The 24,771-nt window shown below is 45.3% G+C and carries 22 protein-coding genes; 9 read left to right on the top strand and 13 right to left on the bottom strand.

The window, feature by feature from the left end; translation table 11 throughout:
* Together MDMS009_RS01355 and MDMS009_RS01350 are read right to left on the bottom strand one after the other, a co-directional pair.
* Nucleotides 1-3,171 carry an efflux RND transporter permease subunit gene (locus tag MDMS009_RS01355; protein ID WP_008289920.1) on the bottom strand — a complete coding sequence of 1,057 codons (3,171 nt, stop codon included), beginning with the start codon at nt 3,169-3,171 and terminating at the stop codon, nt 1-3.
* 12 nt (nt 3,172-3,183) lie between these two features.
* Nucleotides 3,184-4,350 (bottom strand): efflux RND transporter periplasmic adaptor subunit, encoded by a 1,167-nt coding sequence (locus tag MDMS009_RS01350; protein ID WP_008289857.1) that lies wholly within the window; start codon nt 4,348-4,350, stop codon nt 3,184-3,186.
* A 344-nt stretch (nt 4,351-4,694) separates the two neighbouring features.
* On the opposite strand from MDMS009_RS01350, the gene MDMS009_RS01345 reads away from it, so the two are divergent.
* Nucleotides 4,695-5,606 carry a LysR family transcriptional regulator gene (locus tag MDMS009_RS01345; protein ID WP_008289898.1) on the top strand — a complete coding sequence of 304 codons (912 nt, stop codon included), beginning with the start codon at nt 4,695-4,697 and terminating at the stop codon, nt 5,604-5,606.
* A 56-nt stretch (nt 5,607-5,662) separates the two neighbouring features.
* Here the strand turns inward: MDMS009_RS01345 and MDMS009_RS01340 are convergent, their stop codons facing one another.
* The 4 genes from MDMS009_RS01340 to MDMS009_RS01325 all read right to left on the bottom strand — a co-directional run bounded on the left by MDMS009_RS01340 (nt 5,663) and on the right by MDMS009_RS01325 (nt 9,403).
* On the bottom strand, nt 5,663-6,601 hold the full coding sequence (locus MDMS009_RS01340; RefSeq protein WP_008289936.1) for an LLM class oxidoreductase: 939 nt from the start codon (nt 6,599-6,601) through the stop codon (nt 5,663-5,665).
* A gap of 72 nt (nt 6,602-6,673) precedes the next feature.
* A complete protein-coding gene (locus MDMS009_RS01335) occupies nt 6,674-7,438 on the bottom strand; it encodes a DUF4437 domain-containing protein (protein WP_008289981.1) in 765 nt (254 codons plus the stop codon).
* A gap of 190 nt (nt 7,439-7,628) precedes the next feature.
* Nucleotides 7,629-8,366 (bottom strand): outer membrane protein OmpK, encoded by a 738-nt coding sequence (locus tag MDMS009_RS01330; protein ID WP_008290094.1) that lies wholly within the window; start codon nt 8,364-8,366, stop codon nt 7,629-7,631.
* A 131-nt stretch (nt 8,367-8,497) separates the two neighbouring features.
* The gene (locus MDMS009_RS01325) at nt 8,498-9,403 is read right to left on the bottom strand and encodes a LysR family transcriptional regulator (RefSeq protein ID WP_008289887.1); all 906 of its coding nucleotides are present in this window, start codon (nt 9,401-9,403) and stop codon (nt 8,498-8,500) included.
* A gap of 139 nt (nt 9,404-9,542) precedes the next feature.
* On the opposite strand from MDMS009_RS01325, the gene MDMS009_RS01320 reads away from it, so the two are divergent.
* From MDMS009_RS01320 to MDMS009_RS01310, 3 genes are all read left to right on the top strand, one after another.
* Nucleotides 9,543-10,532 (top strand): zinc-dependent alcohol dehydrogenase family protein, encoded by a 990-nt coding sequence (locus MDMS009_RS01320; protein WP_008290028.1) that lies wholly within the window; start codon nt 9,543-9,545, stop codon nt 10,530-10,532.
* A gap of 150 nt (nt 10,533-10,682) precedes the next feature.
* Nucleotides 10,683-10,985: a DUF1330 domain-containing protein gene (locus MDMS009_RS01315; RefSeq protein WP_008290071.1), complete on the top strand. Its 303-nt coding sequence runs from the start codon at nt 10,683-10,685 to the stop codon at nt 10,983-10,985.
* 50 nt (nt 10,986-11,035) lie between these two features.
* Nucleotides 11,036-11,494, top strand: coding sequence for a YybH family protein (locus MDMS009_RS01310; RefSeq protein ID WP_008289943.1), 459 nt, complete (start codon nt 11,036-11,038; stop codon nt 11,492-11,494).
* 262 nt (nt 11,495-11,756) lie between these two features.
* Here the strand turns inward: MDMS009_RS01310 and MDMS009_RS01305 are convergent, their stop codons facing one another.
* Nucleotides 11,757-12,491, bottom strand: coding sequence for an SDR family oxidoreductase (locus MDMS009_RS01305; RefSeq protein WP_008290075.1), 735 nt, complete (start codon nt 12,489-12,491; stop codon nt 11,757-11,759).
* Nucleotides 12,492-12,608: 117 nt separating this feature from the next.
* Here MDMS009_RS01305 and MDMS009_RS01300 point away from each other — a divergent pair, with 117 nt between their 5' ends.
* The 3 genes from MDMS009_RS01300 to MDMS009_RS01290 all read left to right on the top strand — a co-directional run bounded on the left by MDMS009_RS01300 (nt 12,609) and on the right by MDMS009_RS01290 (nt 14,782).
* Nucleotides 12,609-13,283 carry a TetR/AcrR family transcriptional regulator gene (locus MDMS009_RS01300; protein WP_008290044.1) on the top strand — a complete coding sequence of 225 codons (675 nt, stop codon included), beginning with the start codon at nt 12,609-12,611 and terminating at the stop codon, nt 13,281-13,283.
* Nucleotides 13,267-13,569 carry a 2OG-Fe(II) oxygenase family protein gene (locus MDMS009_RS01295; protein WP_008290015.1) on the top strand — a complete coding sequence of 101 codons (303 nt, stop codon included), beginning with the start codon at nt 13,267-13,269 and terminating at the stop codon, nt 13,567-13,569. Before MDMS009_RS01300 ends, MDMS009_RS01295 begins: the two co-directional genes overlap by 17 nt.
* A gap of 61 nt (nt 13,570-13,630) precedes the next feature.
* The gene (locus MDMS009_RS01290; protein ID WP_008289851.1) at nt 13,631-14,782 is read left to right on the top strand and encodes a cysteine desulfurase family protein; all 1,152 of its coding nucleotides are present in this window, start codon (nt 13,631-13,633) and stop codon (nt 14,780-14,782) included.
* A gap of 52 nt (nt 14,783-14,834) precedes the next feature.
* On the opposite strand, the gene MDMS009_RS01285 is transcribed toward MDMS009_RS01290, so the two are convergent.
* The 6 genes from MDMS009_RS01285 to MDMS009_RS01260 form a co-directional block, all read right to left on the bottom strand.
* Entirely contained in the window at nt 14,835-16,031 is a 1,197-nt protein-coding gene (locus MDMS009_RS01285; RefSeq protein WP_043887715.1) for an MFS transporter, read from the bottom strand.
* Between the two features lie 93 nt (nt 16,032-16,124).
* Entirely contained in the window at nt 16,125-16,742 is a 618-nt protein-coding gene (locus tag MDMS009_RS01280; protein WP_008290110.1) for a nucleotidyltransferase family protein, read from the bottom strand.
* A gap of 5 nt (nt 16,743-16,747) precedes the next feature.
* Nucleotides 16,748-17,731: an XdhC family protein gene (locus tag MDMS009_RS01275; RefSeq protein ID WP_043887714.1), complete on the bottom strand. Its 984-nt coding sequence runs from the start codon at nt 17,729-17,731 to the stop codon at nt 16,748-16,750.
* Complete coding sequence (locus MDMS009_RS01270) at nt 17,732-20,017, bottom strand: xanthine dehydrogenase family protein molybdopterin-binding subunit (protein ID WP_008290096.1); 2,286 nt, start codon at nt 20,015-20,017, stop codon at nt 17,732-17,734. It abuts the gene before it with no gap.
* Nucleotides 20,007-20,477, bottom strand: coding sequence for a (2Fe-2S)-binding protein (locus MDMS009_RS01265; RefSeq protein WP_008290043.1), 471 nt, complete (start codon nt 20,475-20,477; stop codon nt 20,007-20,009). Before MDMS009_RS01265 ends, MDMS009_RS01270 begins: the two co-directional genes overlap by 11 nt.
* Before the next feature lie 56 nt (nt 20,478-20,533).
* Complete coding sequence (locus MDMS009_RS01260; protein WP_008289853.1) at nt 20,534-21,442, bottom strand: AraC family transcriptional regulator; 909 nt, start codon at nt 21,440-21,442, stop codon at nt 20,534-20,536.
* A gap of 451 nt (nt 21,443-21,893) precedes the next feature.
* Between MDMS009_RS01260 and MDMS009_RS01255 the strand changes: the two genes are divergently transcribed.
* Nucleotides 21,894-23,312, top strand: a complete 1,419-nt coding sequence (locus MDMS009_RS01255; RefSeq protein WP_237700446.1) for an aminotransferase-like domain-containing protein — start codon at nt 21,894-21,896, stop codon at nt 23,310-23,312.
* A gap of 37 nt (nt 23,313-23,349) precedes the next feature.
* Nucleotides 23,350-24,765 (top strand): cytochrome c oxidase accessory protein CcoG, encoded by a 1,416-nt coding sequence (gene ccoG / locus MDMS009_RS01250; protein ID WP_008289939.1) that lies wholly within the window; start codon nt 23,350-23,352, stop codon nt 24,763-24,765.
* The last annotated feature ends 6 nt before the right edge of the window (nt 24,766-24,771 follow it).

Raw genomic sequence — 24,771 nt, 5'->3', positions numbered from 1 at the left:
TTAAACAGTCTCCGAAGACAGGGATTGCGAGTCTTTTTTAGTTCGAATTAAAGCAAGCTTACGACACAGAACGTAGAAAACGGGTGTAAATATCAAGCCAAAGGCAGTCACACCTAACATACCGGAGAATACCGCTACACCCAGCGCTTGACGCATTTCAGCCCCAGCACCTTCGGCAATCACCATCGGCACGACACCCAGAATGAAAGCAAATGAGGTCATTAATATAGGGCGTAATCGTAAGCGGGCAGCTTCAACTGCAGCTTCCCATATATCACGTCCTTGATCTTCAAGTTCTCTGGCGAACTCCACAATCAGAATCGCATTTTTGGAGGCCAAACCTACCAGCACCACAAGACCAATCTGGGTCAGGATATTGTTATCCATGCCGGCAATATAAACGCCGGTGATCGCAGAAAGAAGACACATTGGTACGATAAGAATGATCGACAATGGCAGAGTCCAACTTTCATATTGTGCTGCTAACAGCAGAAACACGAATACCACTGCCAGCACAAACGCCAGTATCGCGGTGTCACCTGTGGATTTTTGCTGATAAGCGATTTCGGTCCACTCGTAACCAACACCATCAGGTAATATTTGGTCTGCTAGTTGTTCCATTGTGTCGAGCGCTTCACCTGAACTGAATCCGGCACTGGCACTACCCATGACACTCGCAGCAGGATACAAGTTATAACGTGGTACACGTGATGGACCAGAGGTGTTCTGTACCGTGGCAAAGGAGCCGATCGGCACCATATCACCGTTATTGTTACGCACGCGGATCCGCATCGCATCATCAATGCTCAGACGCTCTTCTGCTTCAGCCTGAGCAGTAACACGAAATGTACGCCCTAAGTAGTTGAAGTCATTAACATAAACAGAACCAATAAAGACTTCCAATGCATCAAACACATTGTCCACCGGCACACCCAAACGTTCCGCTTTATTACGATCAATATCCAGATACAACTGTGGGTTGTTCGTACTGAAGAAGGTAAAAGCAGAGGTCGTTGCTGGGTTGTCAGGACTATTCGCCGCTGCAGCCATGTCGATGGCGGCTTGTTCCAGTACTTTGGCGCCACGCCCACCTTGATCCTGCAACATCATTTTGAAACCACCAGCACTACCGATACCCGGCACTGGAGGACGCTCAAACACCGCTATTTGGGCGTTTTTAAATGAGGCGCCGACAGCTCGCATATCACTCAGAATCGTTTGATACTCAATCCCTTCTGCGATACGTTTATCAAACGACTCTAATGGTGTGAAAAGTACTGCTGAGTTTGACTGTAGTGTGCGGGTAGCACCAGAAAAACCGGTAAAGCCAACTGTGTTTGCCAAACCCGGAACCTCAAGCATTTGACGCGTGACTTCCTGCACGACTTTATCGGTTTCATTCAGTGATGCACCTTCAGGCAAGGTAATCGCAACAATGAGTGAACCCTGATCCTGTGATGGAATAAAACCCGTCGGCACCCGGTCAAACTGAAATGCCGTGAAGGTCATCAGTCCACCATAAATCAACAACATAATGGTCGTCATGCGTATCGTTTTACCGACAAACCAGCCATAGCGTTCTGACAGCCCCTCCATGCCCTTATTAAAACCATTGAAAAAGGCTTTTACTGGCGATTTGTACCATATCACCGGTTTATCGTGATTCGGGTCCACTTTCATCAAAATGGCAGCGAGGGCAGGTGATAGGGTCAGAGAAACTGCAACAGAAATGATAGTCGCAACAGCAACAGTCAAACCGAAGGCTTGGTAGAACTTGCCAGAAATACCACCAAGGAACATTGTCGGCAAGAACACTGCTACCAGTACTAGCCCCATTGCGATAAGCGCTGTACCTACTTCATCCATGGTTTTTCGGGCGGATTCACGAGGCGATAGCCCTTTACGCAGGTTACGCTCCATATTTTCAACAATAACGATCGCATCATCGACCACGATACCAATGGCCAATACCAGGCCAAACAAGGTCAAATTATTAAGCGAAAAGCCCAGTGCCGACATCACGGCAAAAGTACCAATAAGCGAGACGGGAATAGCCACGATCGGGATGATCGCTGCCCGCCAGGTTTGCAGAAACACTAGAATGACGATGACCACCAAAAACACAGCCTCGTATACGGTGAATTCGACCGCTTCAACAGACTGCTCAATAAATTCCGTCGGATTATAGGCAAACTCATATTCGATACCGGGTGGGAAGTCGGCCGCGATATCTTCCATTTCCGCCATTAATGCCTTTGTGGTCGCAATCGCATTGGAACCGGGTCGCTGGAATATAGGTAGCGCAACAGCAGGCTTTTCACCCAAGTAACCTTTTGTGACGTATTCCTGAGCACCGAGTTCGATCCTGGCAACGTCTTTCAAACGAACGATACGACCTTCACTGGCTTTTACAATGACTTCACCAAATTGTTCAGGTGTTTCCAGTCGGCCCTGAGTTTGGACAATGTACTCGTAGTAGTTTTGCTCGGTTTGTGGCGCGCTGTTAAGGGTACCACTGGCTACCTGAATGTTCTGAGAGCGTAACGCTGTAAGGATGTCGCCGGCAGCAATACCATAAGACTGAAGCAGGTCAGGCTTCAGCCAGATCCGCATTGCGTAATCTGCCGCGCCAAATACACGTACTTCACCCACACCTTCAATACGGCGCAGACGATCACGCACATTGAGTACACCATAATTCGCCAGATAATTCTGATCATAGGTACCGTCCGGAGAGGACATATTCACCACAAGCATCAGATCCGGGGTATTTTTACGTGTCGTTACACCCATGCTGCGAACCACCTCAGGAAGGCGTGGTTCAGCAATCGCAACACGGTTTTGTACCAAAACCTGAGCCGTATCCAGATCGGTCCCTAACTCGAAGGTAATGGATAAGGTCATGCTGCCATCAGATGACGCCTGCGAAAACATATAGAGCATGCCTTCAACGCCGTTCACTTCCTGCTCAATTGGTGTTGCAACGGTCTCTGCTACTGTTTCAGCGGTCGCACCCGGGTAACTTGCTGATACTTGGATGGTGGGGGGCGCGACAGAAGGGTATTGCTCAATAGGCAAGGTCAGAAATGCCATGGCCCCGACAATCACCGTGATAATCGAGATCACGGTGGCAAAAATAGGTCTGTCGATAAAAAACTTGGGAAACTGCATGGTCAGCGATCCTTATTGTTGCTCTGCGACTTGGACAGCCGCAGGTTGAGCGTTTGACTGGACTAAGGTTTCAATTTCGCGCCATTCCAGCTGTGTCATGTTAGGAGTGACGGGCTGACTAGCCTGACGAATACGCTGAATGCCATTAACCACAACACGCTCATCACCAGACAAACCGCTGCTAATTACAATAAAATCGTTATCGAGCAGGGTACCTACGCTGACATATCGACGCTGAACCTTGTCATCATCATTAACGATGTAAACAAACTTCTTGTCCTGATCCGTGTTGATAGCATTTTCAGGTACTAGCACCGCTTCATAGTTTGCACGGCCCATTAAGCGAGCACGACCAAACAGCCCCGGATAGATAAGGCCTGTATCGTTGTTTAGAATGGCTGTGGCCTCAATCGTGCCGGTAGAGTTGTCTACCGCATTATCAACGAAGTGCATTTGGCCTTGATGATAGAACTTATCTTCATCAAGTAATTTGATATAAATAGGGTTAGGTGCAGTGTCACTGCTAGGTCGCTGACCTGCACGGTCGAGTCTCAGATATTTCAATAATTCACTCTGTGACCCTTCAAAACGGAAATGGACAGGGTTGGTGCTGACAATACGCGTCAACACAGTATTGTTTTCTTCAACCATATTACCGACATCCACATAGCTATCACTGACTTTGCCATCAATAGGTGACGTCACCTCGGTAAAACGCATTTGTAAACGGGCGTCCTCAAGTGAGGCTTTAGAAATCTGCAATTCCTGGAAACGACGATCGACTTCTTCTTGTGAAATAGCCTTTGATTGACGCAGATTTTGGGCACGTTCCCACTCTTTTTGGGCGAGTTGATGCTGGGCTTCAATGCGTTGCAATTCATAGCGAAAAGGGCGCTGATCGATAATGAACAGTACATCACCTTGTTTTACAAACTGACCATCTTTAAATTTTTTCTCAACCAAATAGCCCGTTACTCTGGCACGCAGTTGAACATCGTTGATGGCTTCAAAGCGACCTGTAAACTCATCCCATTCAGTCAGAACTTGTTTAAGTGGTGCAGCCACATCCACTTCTGCTGGGGCTGCTGCTACCGTTGGACTAGTTTTTGTGTCTGTCTCGGTACAGGCGGTAGTGGCGATGGTAAGAATAAAAACGAATACAAAAAATGATGAACGCATGTTCAAACTCCATAAATAGGTCAGGCTAATGTACACACAGAAAGGTTAAAGCTCGGTTAAATAAACGGTCATAACGAAGAAAAAACACAATTCATGTCTAATAAAAAAACGAACGTTGAAACGACAATGTGCAGGTAGTTAACTATCCCGCCGCTTTCGTAATAAATTTCAGCCATGTTTTACTACGTGGCATGGTGTTATCTCTCACAACATACCCATTAAATAAACAGCCTCTCTGCCATCTCTGAAGCCATCAAAGAATAAAGGCAAACCATCTATAATAGAAATGTTATTTTAATATGGCAGCTATACACATTTCTTATAGGTCATAAGGTAATACTTAGATGGACATCAAAACTCTTAAAAGCTTCATAAGCGTGGCTGAGCATCAAAGTTTTTCAGCGGCGGCAAAACAGCTTCATACTGTGCAACCAGCCGTAAGCCGGCATATTGCTCAACTCGAAGAATCATTGGGCGTTTCGCTGTTTAATCGAAATTCACGAGAAGTTATTATCACCTCAGCTGGTAAGCAATTATTAATAGACGGTCACGCCATACTGGAACAGATAGAAGCGGCGAGCCTTCGCGTTAAACGGGCAGAGCAGGGTGAAATAGGGAGATTGAGGGTGGCACATATGCCATCCGCCTGCTTACCGTTTATGGCAAAACTCATTAATCGATACACAAATCACTACCCCGGAGTAAATATCAGCCTGTACGAAATGGCTGTGACCCAACAACTTGAAGCATTTAAAAACAAACAAATAGACATCGGCTTTTCTCGGGCCATGCCCACAGCCTTATCGCACGATTATTCAAGTCACACCATTTATAATGACCAACTAGTGGTAGTGGTGAATCAAAAACACACACTCGCAAACAGACAGTCGGTGAAGCTTGAAGAACTACAAAGTGAAGCAGTCATACTATTCAATCGCGATGAAGCGGTGGACTTGTTTGATGACATTATTGCGATGTTTAAGAAAGCAGGATTTTCACCAAATATCGTCAGTCAACCACGACATATGCAAACATTACTGACAGAGGTTGCTGCAGGCTTAGGGGTAGCGATTGCACCATACTGCATCCGTAAGCAATACTCGGCTGGCTGCCACTTTCTGACCATCGACGGCCTAAACAAAATCATTCCTACGCAGTTACATGTCAATAAAAGCAATCAAGCGGCCACTGTTGCTCCCTTTGTTGAACTCACCATCGCAATGAAGCAAGAAATCGAACAAAGCATGTCTGAGTGACCATACATAAATAGAATCCTCCAAAAAGCGTTAGCATTAAATGCAAACTGGGTTTTTTAATTAATATACGGAAGCACGTATTCTCCCAGCTCTTGTATCATTTCTTGGGCGGGGCGCTTGCCATATTTGAGATTGATCGCCACATGATTCGCACCAATGAGTTTTAAGTGATGTAAATAGTTGATTAGCGCCTTACGACCTGTGCGAATCCCCAGATGAATTGGCGAGGGTAGCGTATCTACGTCCTCAGTTAAATCCACATAAAGTGACTGAGCAAAAGGCTTAAACGCTTGATTAACATCCGCTACGGTTTGGTGCCAGCCTTTAACAAAGCGATCATGATGTGGCAGTTTTCTGGGGTAGGTGATCCAGCCATCAGCATGCTCAGCAATCCACTCAAGACTTTGCTGGCTATGGCCGGTAACCAGAAGCGGGATAATGGCTTCTGGTTTAGGCAAGCTGTCAGCCTCTCCCGCCAACGTTCCATACCGATTGTCATAACGAGGAAAGTCTTCGTAAAGCAGTTTTCGTAAGGTTTCAAAGTGTTCTTTAAACAGTTGCCCGCGGTTTTCACGATCAACACCGAAAGCCGGAAACTCAACGGGACGGTCACCTGACGCAACACCGGCGACGATACGACCGCCAGAGAGTGCATTCAATGACGCTAATGATTTTGCCAAATGAATGGGGTGGCGTAACGGTAGTATCAGTGAGCCCGTAACTAAGGTGATCTTTTGGGTATGCGCTGCAATCCAACTCATGTAAGTAATAGGGTCATAGATCTGGCCGACATCACCAAACATTGGATCACGAAGAGGCACATCTCTGAACCAAAGCGCTGAAAAACCAATGTCTTCAGCCAATTTAGCCAGCGATTCCTGATCTTTCATCGTCGGCATATCACCTTGATAGGACTCAAGAGGAAAGCTCAGTCCGAGACTAAGCTTTCCTTCAGAAAATAAGTTGTGATAACCGACGTTGAATTTATGTTTCATTACTTACCTTGAGAGCGGAGAAGCCCAGCCAAACACAGCGAAGTAACAGGATCGCTGTCGGAGTCGTCACCGTTATTTGATTTCATATTTATCATTAGTGCGAATATAGAGCGTAACTTCAGAGCTATCCGGCACAGCCAGTGTATGATTGAATTCGCCTTCGGAGCTAAAATAACTACCTGCAGTCAGGTTTTTATCGCCATCAACTTTGGCTGAGCTGTAGACTATCGATCCCTCTATCACGATGGCTCTGAACTCACTCGCTGACGATACTACCTGTCCTTGAAAACCGGCAGGCAATTTCACCAGCGATCCATTCAGCTGTCCTATATCAGTGCTTCCCCAGAGAAAAGTTGACTGAACACCAGCAGCCGTAAGTCTGTGACTATCAGTGTTATCCAGCCATACCATATTAGAGCGATGTAAGTTCAGCGGGCGTTCACCGTTATCAAAGGCTTGAACAGAGGGCTGTACTAAATAGGGACCACTGTCAATTTCAAGGTAAATCAGATTGGATTCACCCTTTGCCGCAGTAATATGATCTTCACCGGCCGGTTGTGTCCAGAACGATCCCGTCGGTAACCACATCTCAGCTGCATCCGGGTCATCATTGTGCATCTGGCCATTGATAACAATACCTTTGTAAGTGATGTTGTGAATATGTGGGGGCGATGAGAAACCAGCATTGAAGCGCACTAACATACCTGTCGCACCATCTTTTGTACGGTCACCCCAAAGATCGGCAGCACCGGGACTAGCGTCACCGCGAAGCGGGTTTAAATAGCCCCACTCAATGTCCTCGGCAGAGACAACCTCGGCAACCATTGGTTCGGCCATAGCGTGTGAAGCGAACAGGCACGTTGCGGCAAAGAGTGTAGCTTTCGTGAAAGACATCTTAAGGTTCCCATCGTTGATGATTTGATAAACCAGAAGTTTAGTCCTGATGCATCTGAAGAAAAATACGCTAATAGGGAAAACAGTTTATAGCTAATGTTGATAATAAGTATTTTCTGCTCGCAAAACTTGCCTAAAAAGGAATAAGTAGCATTGCCTGTGGAACTTGCTCGATAACACCATCTGTACCAAATTTATTTCGCGCGTAAGCATATTCGATACCGGCATAAATTTGATGATCATGTTGCCAGTAATGGCCTATATCGAGTAATAGCTGCGGTTGTGCCGATAGACTAGGTTTATTACCTGTGGCCTTTGCACTTTGCCATTCGATAAAACCTTTAAACCAAAAACGGTGTTTGCCCATATTGAACTTCATGCTCCAGACAGGTGAAACCTGAATGCCAGTAGTATTCGCATTCTCGGACTTAAACGCCATCACATCTAGGCTTAGGTTCTCCATAGCCGGCGCTTTGAACTTAACACCTAGTCCAAGTAGATATGCTTTAAAGGGATCATTGCGAGGCAGGTTGCCGATGTTGATACCAGCCACCACAGAAAAGTCATCCAATAACTTAACGGGTGAGGGCTTGCCTGTGATCGCTTTCCAGGTCATACGTGGATAAAACTCGGCATAAAACTCCGTACCTACATCGCGGCGATTAAAAATGTTCGAGAAAAAATAACTCTGCCCCATGCTCCATGAACTGGCGTGTTCAATCGTGATTGACTCACGCGTTTGTGGCCCCAATTCGTATTGATTACCATGCAGAAACTGAATATTGGTTGAACGCCAAGATGGCGATTCGGCGATAGCGGGTAGTGCAAACAAACACACTGCTGCCATCAGGAATGTTTTTAAGATGGACATACCAGACTCCCATATAGTTAGTGACTCGTATCAGAGTCGAGAAGTCTAGTGGTTGGGCAAGTGCTGAAAAAGTAGCGAACAGCGAAAACAGTTTATCGATAATGTTAATAATAAAGCATTTTAATGCAGTATTATTTATCTTTTAAATAGTCCCAGTAGGGTTCCGGTCCAAACTGCTGAATCAGGTATTCAATAAATACACTGACTTTAGGCGCAAGCAGTCGTGAGCTAGGGTAAACAGCCCAAATAGCGGTATTGCAAACTAATGGAAAGTCTTCAAGCACTTTAACCAGTTCACCTTGGCTAAGCAGTTCATAGGCACTCCAGGTTGAATTGATGGTGAGCCCCAAGCCATGAGCACAGGCATCACGAACCGCTTCACCATTATCGACACGAATTTGACTGTCAGGTTTAACCGAGACCTGACCGGTAGGCGTGTGGAAATGCCAAGTATCCAAGCCTGTTAGCGTGATGCAGTGATGGTCTTTTAAGTCATCTGGTGTGACCGGTTCGCCATATTTAGCCAGGTATTCAGGTGACGCACAGAGCACGCGACTATCCGGTGCAAGTTTGCGGGCAATCAGATTTGAATCTTTCAGCTCTGCGTTACGAATCGCCACATCAAAACCGCCTTCGACCATGTCCACAATGGTATCGGAAAGACGAAGATCCAGCTTCAGTTCAGGATAACGCTCAGTGAAATCTTTCAATACCGGAATCAGATGCATATGTGCAAATGAGGCTGGCGCAGCGATACGCAAAGTACCCGAAGGAATCGATTCACCCGCTCCCACAGATGACCGTGCGGCTTCAACGCTCTCCAGCACCTCTCGGGCATGAGGTAAAAAAGCCTTTCCCTCTTCAGTCAACGATACTTGTCTAGTAGTCCGGTGAACCAGTCGCACGCCAAGGCTTTTTTCTAACTTATTAATGTAGGAGCTCGCCACTGCCGGTGATAAGCCAATTTCATTGCCAGCAGCACTGATATTCTCGGTGACCGCAATACGGGTGAAGAGTTTGAGGTGATCGACATTCATACTATTTTCAACGAAAACTATAAACAGATTGTTCTTATTGCCTGATTATCAATCAGATTCAAAACAAATACAATCTGTCTCGTAGCTCGGCAATCGCTGAGAAGTTATTTAGATAACGCTTTTTTTCGAGGATATACCAATGAAAGCCATGATTCTTAATGCATTTGGTGGTTCAGATAAGTTTGAAACCGCTGATATTAGTAAGCCAGAAGTACAAGCCGGCCAAGTGCTGGTGCGTATCGCTGCCAGCAGTGTCAATACCGTAGATACTATGATCCGTGAAATGGGGCCTGAGTTGCCGCTTTCTCCAGCATTACCCGCTGTGTTGGGTATGGACTTCGCCGGCACCGTTGAAGCAGTAGGTGAGGGTGTCTCAGCGTATGCCGTAGGAGATGAAGTATATGGTTGCGCCGGTGGTTTGGGCGAACTACAAGGTACATTGGCAGAGTACATCGCTGCCGATATACGCTTGATTGCACACAAACCTAAAAACTTGTCCATGCGTGAAGCAGCAGCTTTACCTTTGGTGGGTATCACGGCCTATGAAGGTTTAATTCGTGCCGGTATCAAAGCAGGTCAGACTGTGTTGGTGCACGGTGGCTCCGGCGGCGTTGGTCATGTGGCACTGCAACTCGCCAATCACTTCGGTGCAAAAGTCTATGCAACAGGCGGTGGTGATAAACAGTTAGCACTAATTGAAACATTGGGTGCGAAAGGCATCAATTATAAAACCGAAACCGTCGCTGACTATGTTGAAAAATACACTGGTGGCGCAGGGTTTGATGTGGTCTTCGACTCTGTAGGCGGCGAAAACATGCTGAACTCGTTTGAAGCTGCTGCGTTAAATGGCCAGGTTGCCTCAACAGTCTCGATGGTGGAGCTTGATTTATCTGTGGCGCACTTCAAAGGTTTGTCATTGCATGTTGTGTTCATGCTGATCCCAATGATTCATAACTATAAGCGTGAACAACACGCCGACATCCTAGCGGCATTAGCCAAAATTGCTGAGCAGGGTGCACTCAAGCCGATTCTTGATGAAAAACAATTTTCCCTGGAAGAGGTTGGCCAAGCGCATGATCGTCTAGCAAGTGGTCAGGGCATGGGGAAAGTGGTTGTAGACAACGGATAGTCAACTGGAAATAACGATCTTTTAAGACCTAAGTGGCGTTTGCAACGCCAACGCTTCAACCAATATATCAATAGTCACTGTTATCGGCATTAGACAATAGCAGTCACGTAAAAATGATGGATTACCCATCAACAACCGAGGAAGAAAACAATGAAATACTATTCTGTTATATCTGTAACACCGACAAATGAAGACTGGATTCCTGCTTACCTAGAGGTTGTGGTTGGCCTAGTTGCCAAGCAAGGTGGTCAGTTCTTGGCTCGTACTCCCAACCATGAACAGTTGGAAGGTGAAAAGCAGGACGCAGCACTGCGCATCATTATTGAGTGGCCTTCAAGACAAGCCGCTTTGGACTTTAGTAACGATGCGGACTACCAGCCACATCTGGAAGCTCGACTGGCCGGATCAGTCAGCCAACATTTCCTGATTGAAGGTAAAGACCAATTAGCCTGAGATCAACATCACTGAGATCTATCTGTAATTTCTTTTATTTGGAGAAAGTTATGAAAAAATTATTTAACATTCTAGCTGTTATCGGTTTTATTGCTACTGGCGCAGCGAGTTCAGCTATGGCTGACGATACAGATGCCACTGTGGTATTGAATACCGTTAATGCAACTTGGAACGATACTTTTAATAGCGGCGACAGTAATGCTCTTGCGGCACTTTATGCCGAAGATGCGACTTTATCGCCAGGTAACGGTACGGTTTTGGAAGGGCGCGAAGCGATTGCATCATTGTTTAAAAGCTTTGTTGATAGTGGCGTTCATAATCACACTATCGAAACCATCAATGCCTATCATCAGCAGGATCAGATCGTACAAATTGGTAAATGGCAAGCTCAGGGTACTAATGAGCAGCAAGAAATCATCACGTTTGGTGGTGTGCTAATGACTGTCATTGAGAAAAATGCCGATGGTCAATGGATCACACAGTCTCATATTTGGAATATGGGCCAATAAAGCAAACGTGGTCACCATATAGAAGAAGCCGTAATGCTGAGTGCATTACGGCTTTTTTTTACAAACACCGTTATAAATAATTAAATCAGATGTTTAGTGTCGTTACTTTAGGTTTTAAGTTAACGACCTACTCAATACCTACGCATCTAATTCAAAGCGATCCGTACTATTGAATAGTCGCATTGATTACGACGCAGAGTTAAGAAACCACGATGCATGAACAGCACCGCGGTGTAAGCCGATAAAAAATTGACTGTAATCATTAAACTGAAAGCTGGGCATTAACGATATTATCTGCAAAGCTTTGGTATGCCGTCTCAAATTGTTTCGCCAGCTCGTCTGGGAATAAAAGAAATTCACCAGCTTGTAATGCCTCAATAATGCCTTCCGATACTTTCGTTGCTGCTGGTGCACCTTCAAATCCTGCTTCAGCACCCATATCGGTATCGATGGGTCCGGGATGAACACTCAGAACCGTTACCCCTTTTTCACCTAGCTTTTCTTTTAAGCCTTGTGTCAGCGCATAGGATGCTGCTTTCGATGCACAGTACGAAGAAATATCCCCAAATGTTTTGAGTGAAGCAATTGAGTTGAGTTGAACTAAAGCACCTTTATTCGTGGTTAAAATATCAGCAAAAGCATTAGCGACACGTAATAAGCCGAAGGCATTGATGTCCAATTCGTTTGCCAAAGCCGCTTCGATATCCTCACTGAGTGGTGATGCAAACCGCATGATTCCCGCGTTATTCACCACAATATCAACATCATTCGCTTTTTCAGCTAACTGTTTAATAGACTCTGTATTTGATACGTCTGCTCGCAGTGTACTGACTTTATCACCGTACTTTTCTTCAAGTTCCTTTGTAGTGGCGGGGTTACGTACTGCCAAATAGACTTTTATAACGCCGTTTTCAATAAACGACTCTACGATAGCTTTACCGATACCACGGTTTGCGCCGGTAATTAATGCAACTTTGTTTTTTACTGAAAATGACATTTTTTATCCTAAAAAAATTGACCATAACTTATGTACCATTCGGTACAGTTGATACAATTTATACCGATAGGTACAATATGTCAAAGTAAACTATTGCGTTAATAAGGTTTTGTGCTTATGAGTGGCGGAAGAAAAAAAGATTTCGATATTGAGGTGGCACTTCAATCTGCGATGCAGGTCTTTTGGGAAAAGGGCTACATCGGTGCGTCTATGGCCAACCTGACAGAACGAATGGGGATCAACAAACCCAGCCTCTACAGTACATTTGGCAATAAAGAAGCCTTATTTTTACAAGCAACAAAACAATATTGTGATAATAAAATTGAATCACTGGCTATGTTGTTAACAGCAGACGGCCTGTCATTACAGCAACGTTTGCGAAACTACATGATGGCTGTGCTATCAGTACAATGTGAGTCGGAACAAGGTAAAGGCTGCTATGTCGTGCAATGCCAATCAGAAGTGGCAAGTGGTGAAATACCGGAAAAGGCCAGCATGCTTTTAACGCAAGCGGGGGAGGCCGTTAAAGATTTACTCATTGCGACACTCACCAACGACCAAGAGGCCAAGACGTTAGGGCTAAGTGACGATGCAGAAAAAAATGCATTATGTTTATCAGCAACACTTAGAGGAACCGCAACACTGGCACGATGTGGATATTTGATGTCTGACCTGGAATCTGTCATTGAGCATAGCCTGAAAGGTATTGGTGTTGACCATCGCGAGAAAGAACGATTAGTACTTATGCAAGCGCAATTAATCGCAGAGACTGATAATGACAAACGTTGTTAATAAAGTGTTACTTTACACACGCCGACTGGCCATTAATCTGATTACATATGGGGAAGGGCATAGCGTTCCGGCCCATATTGATAATGTTGAAACAGGGCAATATTACAAACTCAATGTTGTTATTGTGAAGCCAAAAGAGGGCGGAGTCTTTCAAACTGACGGGCTCATCTTTTCGGTGATGAACCGCATATTCTTATTTCGACCTGATTTATATAGCCATAACGTGACACAAATAAAACACGGGAAACGCGTTGTACTCAGCTTCGCTTTACATTTGAATGCCTGATAATGACTGATTACTACATCATAGGCACCTCCTTAAGACAAACAATGCATGGAACTAAAAAATGCAACTAGGTAATTCGATCTATTTAGATTATCAAGCAACGACGCCTGTTGATCCCCGAGTTAAAGAAGAAATGGCGGCATATGATGACTTTTTTGCTAACCCACACTCTGTTGGACATTTTTTGGGCCAACAAGCGGCCATGGCCGTTGACTCTGCAAAAGCAGATGTAGAGTCATACATCGGTTCTGCCAAAGACGAAGTCATTTTTACTTCAGGGGCCACTGAAGCAAACAATCAGGCTATAGCAAGTGTTTTATTTGCAAACAAAACCGCCCGTACAAAAATACTTGTGGGTGCACTAGAGCATAAATGTATTAAAAATGCTGCCACCTATTTTGCAACCTATCTTGGTTATTCGGTGGAAGAGGTTCCTGTTTTACCGTCAGGGCTAATTGACCTGGAAGCCTATAAAAACATGCTCTCAGAAGAAGTTTTGTTAGTGTGTGTTATGTCAGTAAATAATGAAATTGGGACTATCCAAGATATTAAACAACTATCCGAGTTAGCCCATGAGTATGGTGCGCTATTCCATTGTGATGCAGCGCAAGCCCCTGAGGCCACAAATATTGATGTCCGAGATTGGGATGTTGATATGCTGAGTCTGTCAGCACATAAGGCATATGGCCCCAAAGGTATTGGTGCTTTGTATATTAAGAATTCATTACAAGCCCAGCTTCCACCGCTCATGCATGGTGGGGGGCAACAGTTTGGTATGCGCTCAGGCACACTGCCAACTGGTTTATGCGTCGGGTTTGCTAAGGCGCTCACTATTTCCAAAGAAGAATTAGCACAAACCAGATCGAGACTACTGTCTCTTAAACAACGCTTTCTTGAGAATCTTTCAAAATCAGATACTGAATTTTTGATTAATGGTGACTCAATACGTCGCCACCCTGGCAATATCAACCTACAATTTGTTGGTCGTAACGCCACATCCTTATTATCTTCTTTACAGCCGGAAATATCGGCATCGACGGGCTCAGCCTGTAATAGTGAAATGATTCTTGCTTCTCATGTTCTAAAGGCTATTGGACTTAGCGACGATCAGGCGATGTCTTCTCTTCGATTCAGTCTTGGTCGTTTCACGGACGAGAAACAAATTGATCAGGCAACGGAAATAATCAGACGCGAATTGCATGCGTCTGTTTGAATGAGAAAGGGCCTGAAGAAAAGGCTGGAATCTTCGGTAAGATAAATAACGTTTACCCTTGATAGCTCAGTTTCCGTTGAATCATTCCCCACCAAATTGTTGTCACTGCGACTAAAAAAATAAACGGTAACATAGCAAGGTTAAGTGCTTCCCAACCTAGCCAATAAACGAGTTGTCCCGACATCAGGGAGCCAATGGCAACGAAAGAGAAAATAATCAGATCATTTATTCCCTGAACCTTTCCACGCTCCGCCTCTGTATGAGTCGTGGAAAGCAGGGCACTGCCTCCCACAAATAAGAAATTCCAACCTACACCCAGCAAAACAAGGGCTACCAAGAAGTGAGCCAAGCTATGTCCCGAATTTGCAAAAAGTGCCGAGCCAACCATTAAAGTGCAACCTGAAAGCAGAACATAACCCGTACCAAATCGTGCAATCAAACTACCCGTGATAAAAGACGGCAGGAACATGCCCAGCACATGCCATTGCATAATGAAAGCAATCTGCTTCATATCAAAGCCAAGTGCACTCATCGCCAAAGGCGTCGCGGACATGACCAATATCATAATGGCATAGCCGACCGCCGCTGCGATAACGGCAAGTACGACACTAGGCTGTTTCATGATCTCCCGCATTGGACGGGCATAACTGCCTGGTTGTGGCTCACCACTGGCAGGTACTTTTAGCTGTGACAACAGGCCAATAACGATCAGTGACTGTATTGCCAGCATCAGGTATGGGCCGCCCATCGGAATGGCTTCAATTAAATTGCTCAGTTCGCTGGCATTCCAGGGGCCAAGGAAAGCCGCCACAACACCACCGACCATTACCAGTGAAATGGCTCGACTGCGAAACGCCGGGCTGGCAACATCAACGGCAGCAAACCTATAGTACATGGCAAATCCCTGATACAAGCCCAGTAACAAGTTTCCGCCACAGAATAGCCAAAATGCATCCAGTGCAATACCAACCATGCTAAGCAAGCCGCCACCGATGCCACCCACTAAAGCGCCACCGATAAAACCGACTCGACGACCGACTTTTGCCATGAATAACGAAGCAGGCAGTGTGGAGACAACGGTTCCCAGCATCATCAATGCGATTGGTAATGTGGCCAGAGCAGGGTTAGGACTCATCTGATAACCCACGACACCGCTTAACGTCATCACTGTAATTGCAGCAACCGTGAACAGCGACTGGCAAATCACTAGAATAAGAACATTGGTTTTCTCACGTGAAATTAATGGCACCGTAAATTCCTCAACTGATGCCAAGAACGACACCTATTAAAATTAAGTCTACATTCTAGTAACAGAAAGTGATTAGTCTTTTATCGGTGACTCTCATGAAAAAGCGTCAACGCTAGATTTTCTTAAATCTTCAACAGTGTCTATATCATGAAAAATGGCAGCATCTGGACTAGCAATTTTGTGTATCAGCTGTTTATCGTTTTGAATAATAGCCTTTGCTCCAACATCGCCCTTTAAAGACATTAAGTTATCGCCATATCTTGCTGAAAAACCTACAGGATTTCCCCTTTTATGGTTGAAAAAGGGCGCTGTAATCGAGGCGTTCTGTTCTAATGCATGTTTGGATTGAAGTAAGACGTTTTCTGATACAAAAGGCATATCAGCAAGCCCGATAAGCCATGCTGATGCCCCCAAGTTCGATTTGATGCCGGCCTTGATGGAGTTACTGACTCCTTTTTTTGCATGTAATGCTTCAATCAGAGTCACCTGCGATGAATATGGGCCCTCATTTATAAGTGACACGAGCTCAGCGTTTTCTGTGCTTACTACGAGGTTTATAGTCTCAAATACTGCAAGCCAACGCGCTATAGTGTGGATTAACAGTGGTGCATAGTTTCTATCATGCTCAAATTTATATAACAGCTTATCTGAGCCAAATCGTGTTGATTGACCTGCTGCCAATATGATTGGAGCTACTGTATTAACAGACATTAGCCTTAACTGACTGCACGAATCTTTGGATGCTGAAGTTGATGTTGTTGACTCTGCTTCAACTTCACTAACTCCGCCAAAATGGAAACAGCAATTTCTGCCGGCGTTTTGCTACCAATATCCAAACCTACCGGACCATGCAAGCGAGAAATTTGCTCTTGGGTCAAATCAAACATAGCCAATCTTTCCCGCCGCTTAGCATTAGTCCGAGATGAACCCAGGGCGCCTATGTAAAAGGCATCTGATTTCAATGCTTCCAACAGCGCCATATCGTCGAGCTTGGGATCATGAGTCAGTGTGATAATACTGGTATTAAAATCAGGCTTGATCTTGATGACGGCATCATCTGGCATCATTGCCAGCAGTTCACCATCGTCTGACTGCCAAGTTAACTGCATGTCTTCACGTGGCTCAGCCACCATGACCTGATAATCCAGTGCTGATGCCATCTTGGCGAGATAGCTTGAGGTTTCACCAGCCCCAATTAATAACAAGCGAGCGCGTGGGCCATAAACAAATGCCAGCTGATTTTGTTGCTCTTCTACCTGTTTATCAAATTGCGATACAGTCTCTATAACATTTTCTCGACTGTGAAGAGACACGCGTCGTTTAACCCGTTGTCCATGCTCTATTGCTGATAACACCTCGAGCAGCCACGTCGCATCTGTTATTTTTTCTACAGCAAGACGCAAGGTGCCACCACAAGGCAGACGAAACCGATCACGTTCTTCAACTGATTCACCGTAGGTCAGAAATACAATTTCATCATCTGTTAATGTGCCTTGCAGCGCTTTGTCTTTAAGATCGTCTTCGATGCAACCACCGGAAACGGAGCCTACCAAGGCGCCATCCTCTCGAATCGCACACATCGCCCCGGGTTGGCGTGGACTCGAGCCGTAGGTTTTCAATACAGTGCTTAACCAAACCGAATACCCCTCAGTCAACCACTGCTGCGCCTGTTTGAGCACAGTAATGTCAGTGCTTTGCATCTATGCCTCCAATTGATAGCGTATAGGGAGGTTGCGAATACGTTTCTTCGTCGCAGCAAAAATGGCATTACATAAAGCCGGCGCTATCGGTGGCATTCCTGGTTCACCGACGCCACCTAGTGGATCATCGTAGCTATTGGCTGGCATCAGATGAACATTGATTTCGGCAGGGGCTTCATTCATCCGACTGACCTGATAGCCATCAAAATTATTTTGAACAGCAACACCGTCTTTAAAGCTGATTTCTCCGAGCATCGCCAAACTAATGCCCATAATGCAGGCACCTTCAACCTGTGAGCGAATTCGCTCCGGATTTACCTGTGGGCCACAATCAACCGAAATATCAACTTTAGGCACTGATACCTCACCATCGTCACTTACTTTTACCTCTACGACAGCAGCCACATACGTCACAAAACTATAGTGGGCGGCCAAACCTTGGCCTTGGCCTTCAGGCAGGCTTTTACCCCAATTCGCTGTTTCAGTAACGTGTTCAATCACACGACGTAAGCGTCCCGTGTTAAGCGGGTACTGCTCGGGTGACTCACCATAGTTCCACTCATCACGTAACATTCGTGGATCAATTTCACGATCATCACCAATGAGTTCCAGCAACAACGCCTTGTGGTCACGGTTTTGCTGATGTGCCATCTCTGAAATAAACGATTGCACAGCAAAAGCATGAGGGATATTAGAAACCGAGCGAAACCAACCAATACGGGTGTGATTTTCAGCTGCCGGATTTTCTAATTGGATGTTAGGAATAGAGAAGGGGATATTCACAACCCCCATACCAATTTCGATCGGCATTTGATGTACAGAGCTGGCATCAAACGTTGAGGCGATTGAAGGCGCAACAGTGCGATGCAGCCAGGCCTGGGTTTTACCATTTTCGTCGAAGGCGGCTTGAAGATGTTCATAAGACACCGTATGGAAGTAGGAATGCTGAATATCATCTTCCCGCGTCCATACCAGCTTTACTGGCTTTCCGCCTAACGCTTTTGAAGTAAGTGCCGCCTCGACCAGAAAATCCGGTTTAGACTTACGCCCAAAACCACCCCCTAACAAAGTCACGTTAACCTTAACTTGCTCCGGTTTTAGTTCAAGCCACTTCGCTACTGTATCCCGGCTCGCCTGTGGCGCTTGAGTTGGCGCCCATAGCTCACAGGAATCACCCTTAAAATAAGCGGTTGCCACTGGTGGCTCCATCGGGGCTTGTGCAAGGTGTGGAATGTAGTAATCTGCGCTAATAGTTGCTTCTGCGTCCTCGAGTACCTGATAGCTGTCACCCAGTTGTCTTAAAACTTTTCCACCTTTTTGGTTTGCTGACGTTTGCATTTTTTCACGAAACGCTGCGGACTCATAATCACTATTCGGTCCAGCTTTCCATTCAATTTTTAGCTTTTCACGCCCTTGAATCGCTGCCCAAGTATTCTCAGCAACGACAACAACACCACCTAACGGGTTAAACACAGCCGGAGGAGCACTTGAGGGAAGGGTAAGCGTTTTGATAACACCGGGGACGTTAAGCGTTTCTTTATCATCATACGATGCCAGCGTGTCACCATAAGCAGGGGGATGAGCAACAACGGCATACACCATGTTTTCTAAACGAATATCCATGCCGTATTCAGTCTGGCCTGTTGCAATAACTTCACCATCAGCCAGCTTCATATCAGATTTACCGATGTATCGAAAATCACTGGCATCTTTATATATGAGTGACTCTCTCTCAGGTACAGGTAGCTTCGACGCAGACTGCGCCAGTTCACCAAAACCTACTGAGCGACCAGAAGCCTCATGCACGACCTTATGATTCATCGCTTTGACTTCTGATACTGGCACCGACCACAGAGCGGCAGCGGCCGTTTCCAGCATCATGCGTGCAGCAGCACCAACATTACGCATCGGCATAAAGAAGTGGCGAACACTGCGTGAACCATCGGTATCTTGGTTACCAAACTTTTCTTCATCACCATAGGCTTGGACAACCTTAACCTGAGCCCAGTCGGCTTCCATCTCATCTGCAACGACCATCGGAAGACTGGTGCGAACCCCCTGGCCCATTTCCGAGCGGTGGGCGACAATCGTTACCGTGCCATCTTCTGCTATGGAAACAAAGACTAAAGGATTATCCACCCAACCATGAGGCATGCCATCACGACCATATTGCTTGGCTTCTGCAGCTGTCGATAACCCGGGCAAGCCAACGGCTAACACCAGACCGCTCAGTGCAAAACCTTTAACAAAATTACGTCGACTGATATTAGCGATTTTATCCTTCATGATCGGCCTCCAGCTTGTTTGCAGCCTGCTTGATGGCATCACGAATGCGGTTGTAAGTACCACAACGACAGATATTGCCACTCATCGCATTGTTGATATCTTCATCGTTAGGCTGAGGATTAGCGTTTAATAGAGCCGTGGCAGACACGATTTGACCAGACTGACAGTAACCACATTGCGGCACATTATTTTCGATCCAGGCATTTTGAATCGCTTGCCCGGTTTTTTGTTCAGAAATGGCTTCAATTGTCGTGATCGACTTATTTTCTGCTGCTTTAACTGGCGTCACACAAGAACGAATAGGGTTTCCGTCAAGCATCACGGTGCAGGCACCACACAACGATTTACCGCAGCCAAACTTTGTACCGGTCATACCCAGCACATCACGAAGCGCCCATAAAATGGGCATTTCATCGGGTGCATTCAGCTCGTGCACTTGTTCATTAATCGTGAGTTTCATTCATAAACCCCTTACTTTGTTTATAGTAAATTTTAAATAGTTCGTTCGTAGTGATGTCAGGCGGAACGCGTATCTTTGCTTGGTGAAACACCAAACAGACGACTGTATTCGCGACTAAACTGAGATACGCTGGCGTAGCCAACCTGCAGACTGGCTGAACTAACATCCATCATTTTAGATAGCATCAAATTTTTGGCTTCATGCAAGCGTAATTCTTTCTGAAATTGCAGTGGGCTCATCGTGGTAACAGCTTTAAAGTGTTGGTGAAATGCCGACACACTCATATTCACGTGTGCTGCAAGCTGATCCACTTTCATCGGTTGTGCGTAGTGCTCTCGTACCCAGGAAATCCCTTTTGACACCTTTTGTAGATTTGAATCAGTGATACCAATTTGAGCCACTAAAGCACCGATATGACTTCTGAGAAGACGAATAAAAATTTCATCCAACACAAGCGGTATTAACAAATCAACATCGTCAGGCTCTGAAAATAACTCCAACAGCCGAATCCCGGCATCCACTATCTTAGGGTTAGTGGGGCCAATATGAATCGCTCTAGATTCTGGGACTCTGGGCAGGCCATGGGGGAAGGCCTTAGCAGTCAATTCTGCAAGTTTCTGTGGTGTAATGTCGATAATCAGGCACAAATACGGCTCATCAATACTCGCCCGGATAATGTTGGCAGAAATAGGGACTTCAGTAGAATAAACCACCATTCTGGAATTATCATATTCAAAGATGTCATTGCCCAATACAACACGCTTTGCACCCTGTGCAACAATGCACATTCCGGGTTGGCTGATATTCCGAGCGGGCTTAGCATCCTGAGATGACTCTCTGAGAACCCGAACACCGGGACAGACTTCAAACAGCCCGTCAGCTGGAGCATATTGACTAATAAGCTTTGCCAGCTTATTTCTCAGCATCAGCTCATTATTTTTATCTTGGTGATTTTGCTTGGGCATTGGTACCTGAACTCTATAGCAATCACAAATAGTGACTATGCCTTACTATATTAGTTCAGTAACACACTCGCTTGCCTAATTCTCCAAGCATTATGCTCGATTCTCGCTAGTTGGGCTTTTTAGGTAATTATAACTCCCAGTAAAAGAGGCTTGGTTCGACTATAAAACTATTTATCAGGTTTCATGTCGGATCATCTTAAAGCCACTTTTGTCATCTTCACGCCAACATTTCAGCTCTTAGATATATTTACTCCACAACTAAGATTTTCTTTCAACATCCACTGTTTTTTTTGCAGTGTTTGCGCAGCAGCTTAACTTCCTACTCACCACATTAACGTAATTGTATGTGAATACGAAAAATTCAATCCATACAATTGCTTATTTACAAGTTATTTGTATGTTTTTATTGCATACATAGTGTTTTAGGATATGATTTTTATACCTAAATTGTATGGAATTAACGAGGTGGAAAATGGCGGTATGGCATCCACGAATTATTGAAAGCGCACGAGTGAAATATATCGGTGTGGTTGAAGCACTTGAGTCTGATATTAAGACCCGTGTCGTCAAACCAGGTGATCGTCTGCCACCTCAGCGACAAATTGCTAATGATCTTGGCATCGATCTGACTACCGTGACACGAGCAATGAATGAAGCGGCAAAACGAGGACTTGTTGATGCTCAGGCTGGCAGTGGCACATTCATCGCTCAGACGGCGTTTACTAATTACAACTCTATACATATAACCGAGGGAAAACCCCTTGATTTGAGTATGAACAATCCACCCATTCCGCCGCATCTCTATATAGAGCAGGATATTGCTGCAACACTCACAGAATTAAGTGCTTCTTCGTCAAAACCACTGCACCACCTCAGCTATCAAGAAACAGCTGGTCATCCAGATGATAGAGAAGCAGGGGGATTATGGTTAGCTCAGAAGCTAGAAAAAGTCAGTGCTGATTTGATTCTAATTGCCAGTGGTGCGCATAGTGCCATTTACTCAATACTGAGTTATTTACAGAGGACGGGGGCAAAGTCTATCCTTGCCCCGGAGTTATGTTATCCGGGCCTTCGCTCAATTGCTGATCATCTTCAGCTTGATGTATTCAGCGTAGCAATGGACGAATCTGGCATCATTCCCGAAGATCTGGAACGAGTTATCAAGAAACATCAGCCAGATGCGTTCTACTTCACGCCGAATATTGATAACCCGACTACGGCGACGCTGACTCTGGAGAGACGTCTGCAACTTGCAGAACTCGCCAGAGAGCACGATCTCAAACTGATTGAAGATGACCCGTATTATCCGTTTCTGGATAAGCCATTACCTGCACTCTATAGCCTGGCTCCTGAACTTACCTGGCATATCGCCACAGTTTCTAAATGCTTATCACCCGCACTACGAGTAGCTTATGTTGTTGCACCTCAATTGGATGATGCCTTATCGCTAGCAGAAGAGATGCGTATTAGTAGCATAATGGCCCCACCTCTAATGAGTGCCGTTGTTGCACGATGGATACGCACAGGTCATATCACTCATATTGTCGATGCTATCAAAGCAGAAAATATCAAACGACAAGAGTTGGCAAACGCCATTTTAGATACACAAAAATTACTGACGAATCCTGTTGCCCCTCATTTATGGTTACAACTTCCTAAAGGCGCCAGAGCCTTGGACTTTTCTGAGCGTGCCAGCCGGATAGGCGTGTCTGTTGTTCCCTCTACAGCTTTTGTCAGTACGCGTAGCCGAGTACAGGCGGTTAGGGTTTCGCTAGGAGGTGCTAGTGATTATCCGGCGCTGCGTCATGGATTGACCTTGTTGGCTGACTTGTGCGATGCCAAACAAACACGCTCTAAATCCATTATCTAGTAATACGGCTCAGCTATTGGCTAGCTAGGAGAACACCATGTCAAAATTAATAGATATTCCAGTCAAAGTTGAAGTCTATGACACCCTCTCGGAATGGGAGGTCAATACTGGCGAGCATGGAAAAATTTTGCCTAAGAGAATGAAAGGGCGGTTCCGCACGCTCAAAAACTTTGGCATGGCAATCTGGCTAATCTATTTCATAGGTCCTTACCTAAGGTGGAATGGAAAACAGGCCGTACTTTTCGATATACCAAACCAGCAATTTCACCTATTCGGCTTATCACTTTTTCCCCAAGATATTTGGGTACTGTCACTGACATTACTATTTTTCGCAATATTATTAGCTGCTGCCACGAGCGTCGCTGGTCGCGTTTTTTGTGGGTACTTTTGCTTTCAAACGGTATGGACTGAAGTTTTCACCATTATCGAAGGCAAGTTCGAAGGTAACACACCACAAAAAAGAGCAAAATTTCAGGCAGCCCCATGGACTATAAAAAAGGTTTCAAACAAGGTTGCCAAGCATAGTATATGGCTTGTAATAGCGATGCTGACAGGCATTACATTCTCAGCCTGGTTCACTGATAGCTTCCAGTTATGGGCCGATATTTTTTCCCTAACCGCACCACTACCTGTATGGATAGTAATGGGAACCTTTACGTTCTTCACCTACTGGTTTGCTGGTTTTATGCGTGAACAGGTTTGTTTCTGGCTCTGTCCATACGCACGTTTACAAGGCGTTATGTATGACCAAGAGACTGTATTACCCGCCTATGATGCGGAACGTGGCGAGCCAAGAGGAAAATTATCTCGTCAAGAATCAAAAAACCAAGGTGCATGCATAGACTGCAAATTATGTGTAGCGGTATGTCCTACTGGAATTGATATTCGTAAAGGCCAGCAAGAGGGCTGTATTACCTGTGGGCTTTGCATTGATGCTTGTGACAGCGTTATGGATAAAATCGAACAACCACGAGGCCTAATCCGCTATGCATCCTATAAGGAATTGTATAAGGGGATACCCACAGTCCCACTGATAAAACGTCCTCGCGTAATTGTTTACAGTTTAATCATGCTGCTTTCAGTTATAGGTGTCATTTACGGTTTCTCAACCTTTTCACCAACTGAATTCAGCGTGATTCATGAAAGAAAACCGTTATTTATTCGTATGAGTAATGGTGATATTCAAAACAAATACACGCTGAAGTTACTCAATAAAACCGACTCTTCACTCGAGATCCGATATCAGATTTCTGGCTTAGAAGCTGCCTTTATAGATGGCCTAGATAAAACATACATTGTGGAGCCAGGAAAAATTGTCCCTGTCACAGCGCTCGTTCGTTTACCAATGAACCAGCAAGGTAAAGAAACACTTCATGACATCCGGTTTACTGCAACATCTGTTAATACAAATGACATTTCAGACAGCTATGACGCCGTCTTCATAACACCATAAAGAATA

Source organism: Methylophaga thiooxydans DMS010, assembly GCF_000156355.1.
Lineage (GTDB): Bacteria > Pseudomonadota > Gammaproteobacteria > Nitrosococcales > Methylophagaceae > Methylophaga > Methylophaga thiooxydans.
Note: the sequence above shows the minus strand (reverse complement) of the source record. Positions and strands in the feature narration are given on the sequence as shown.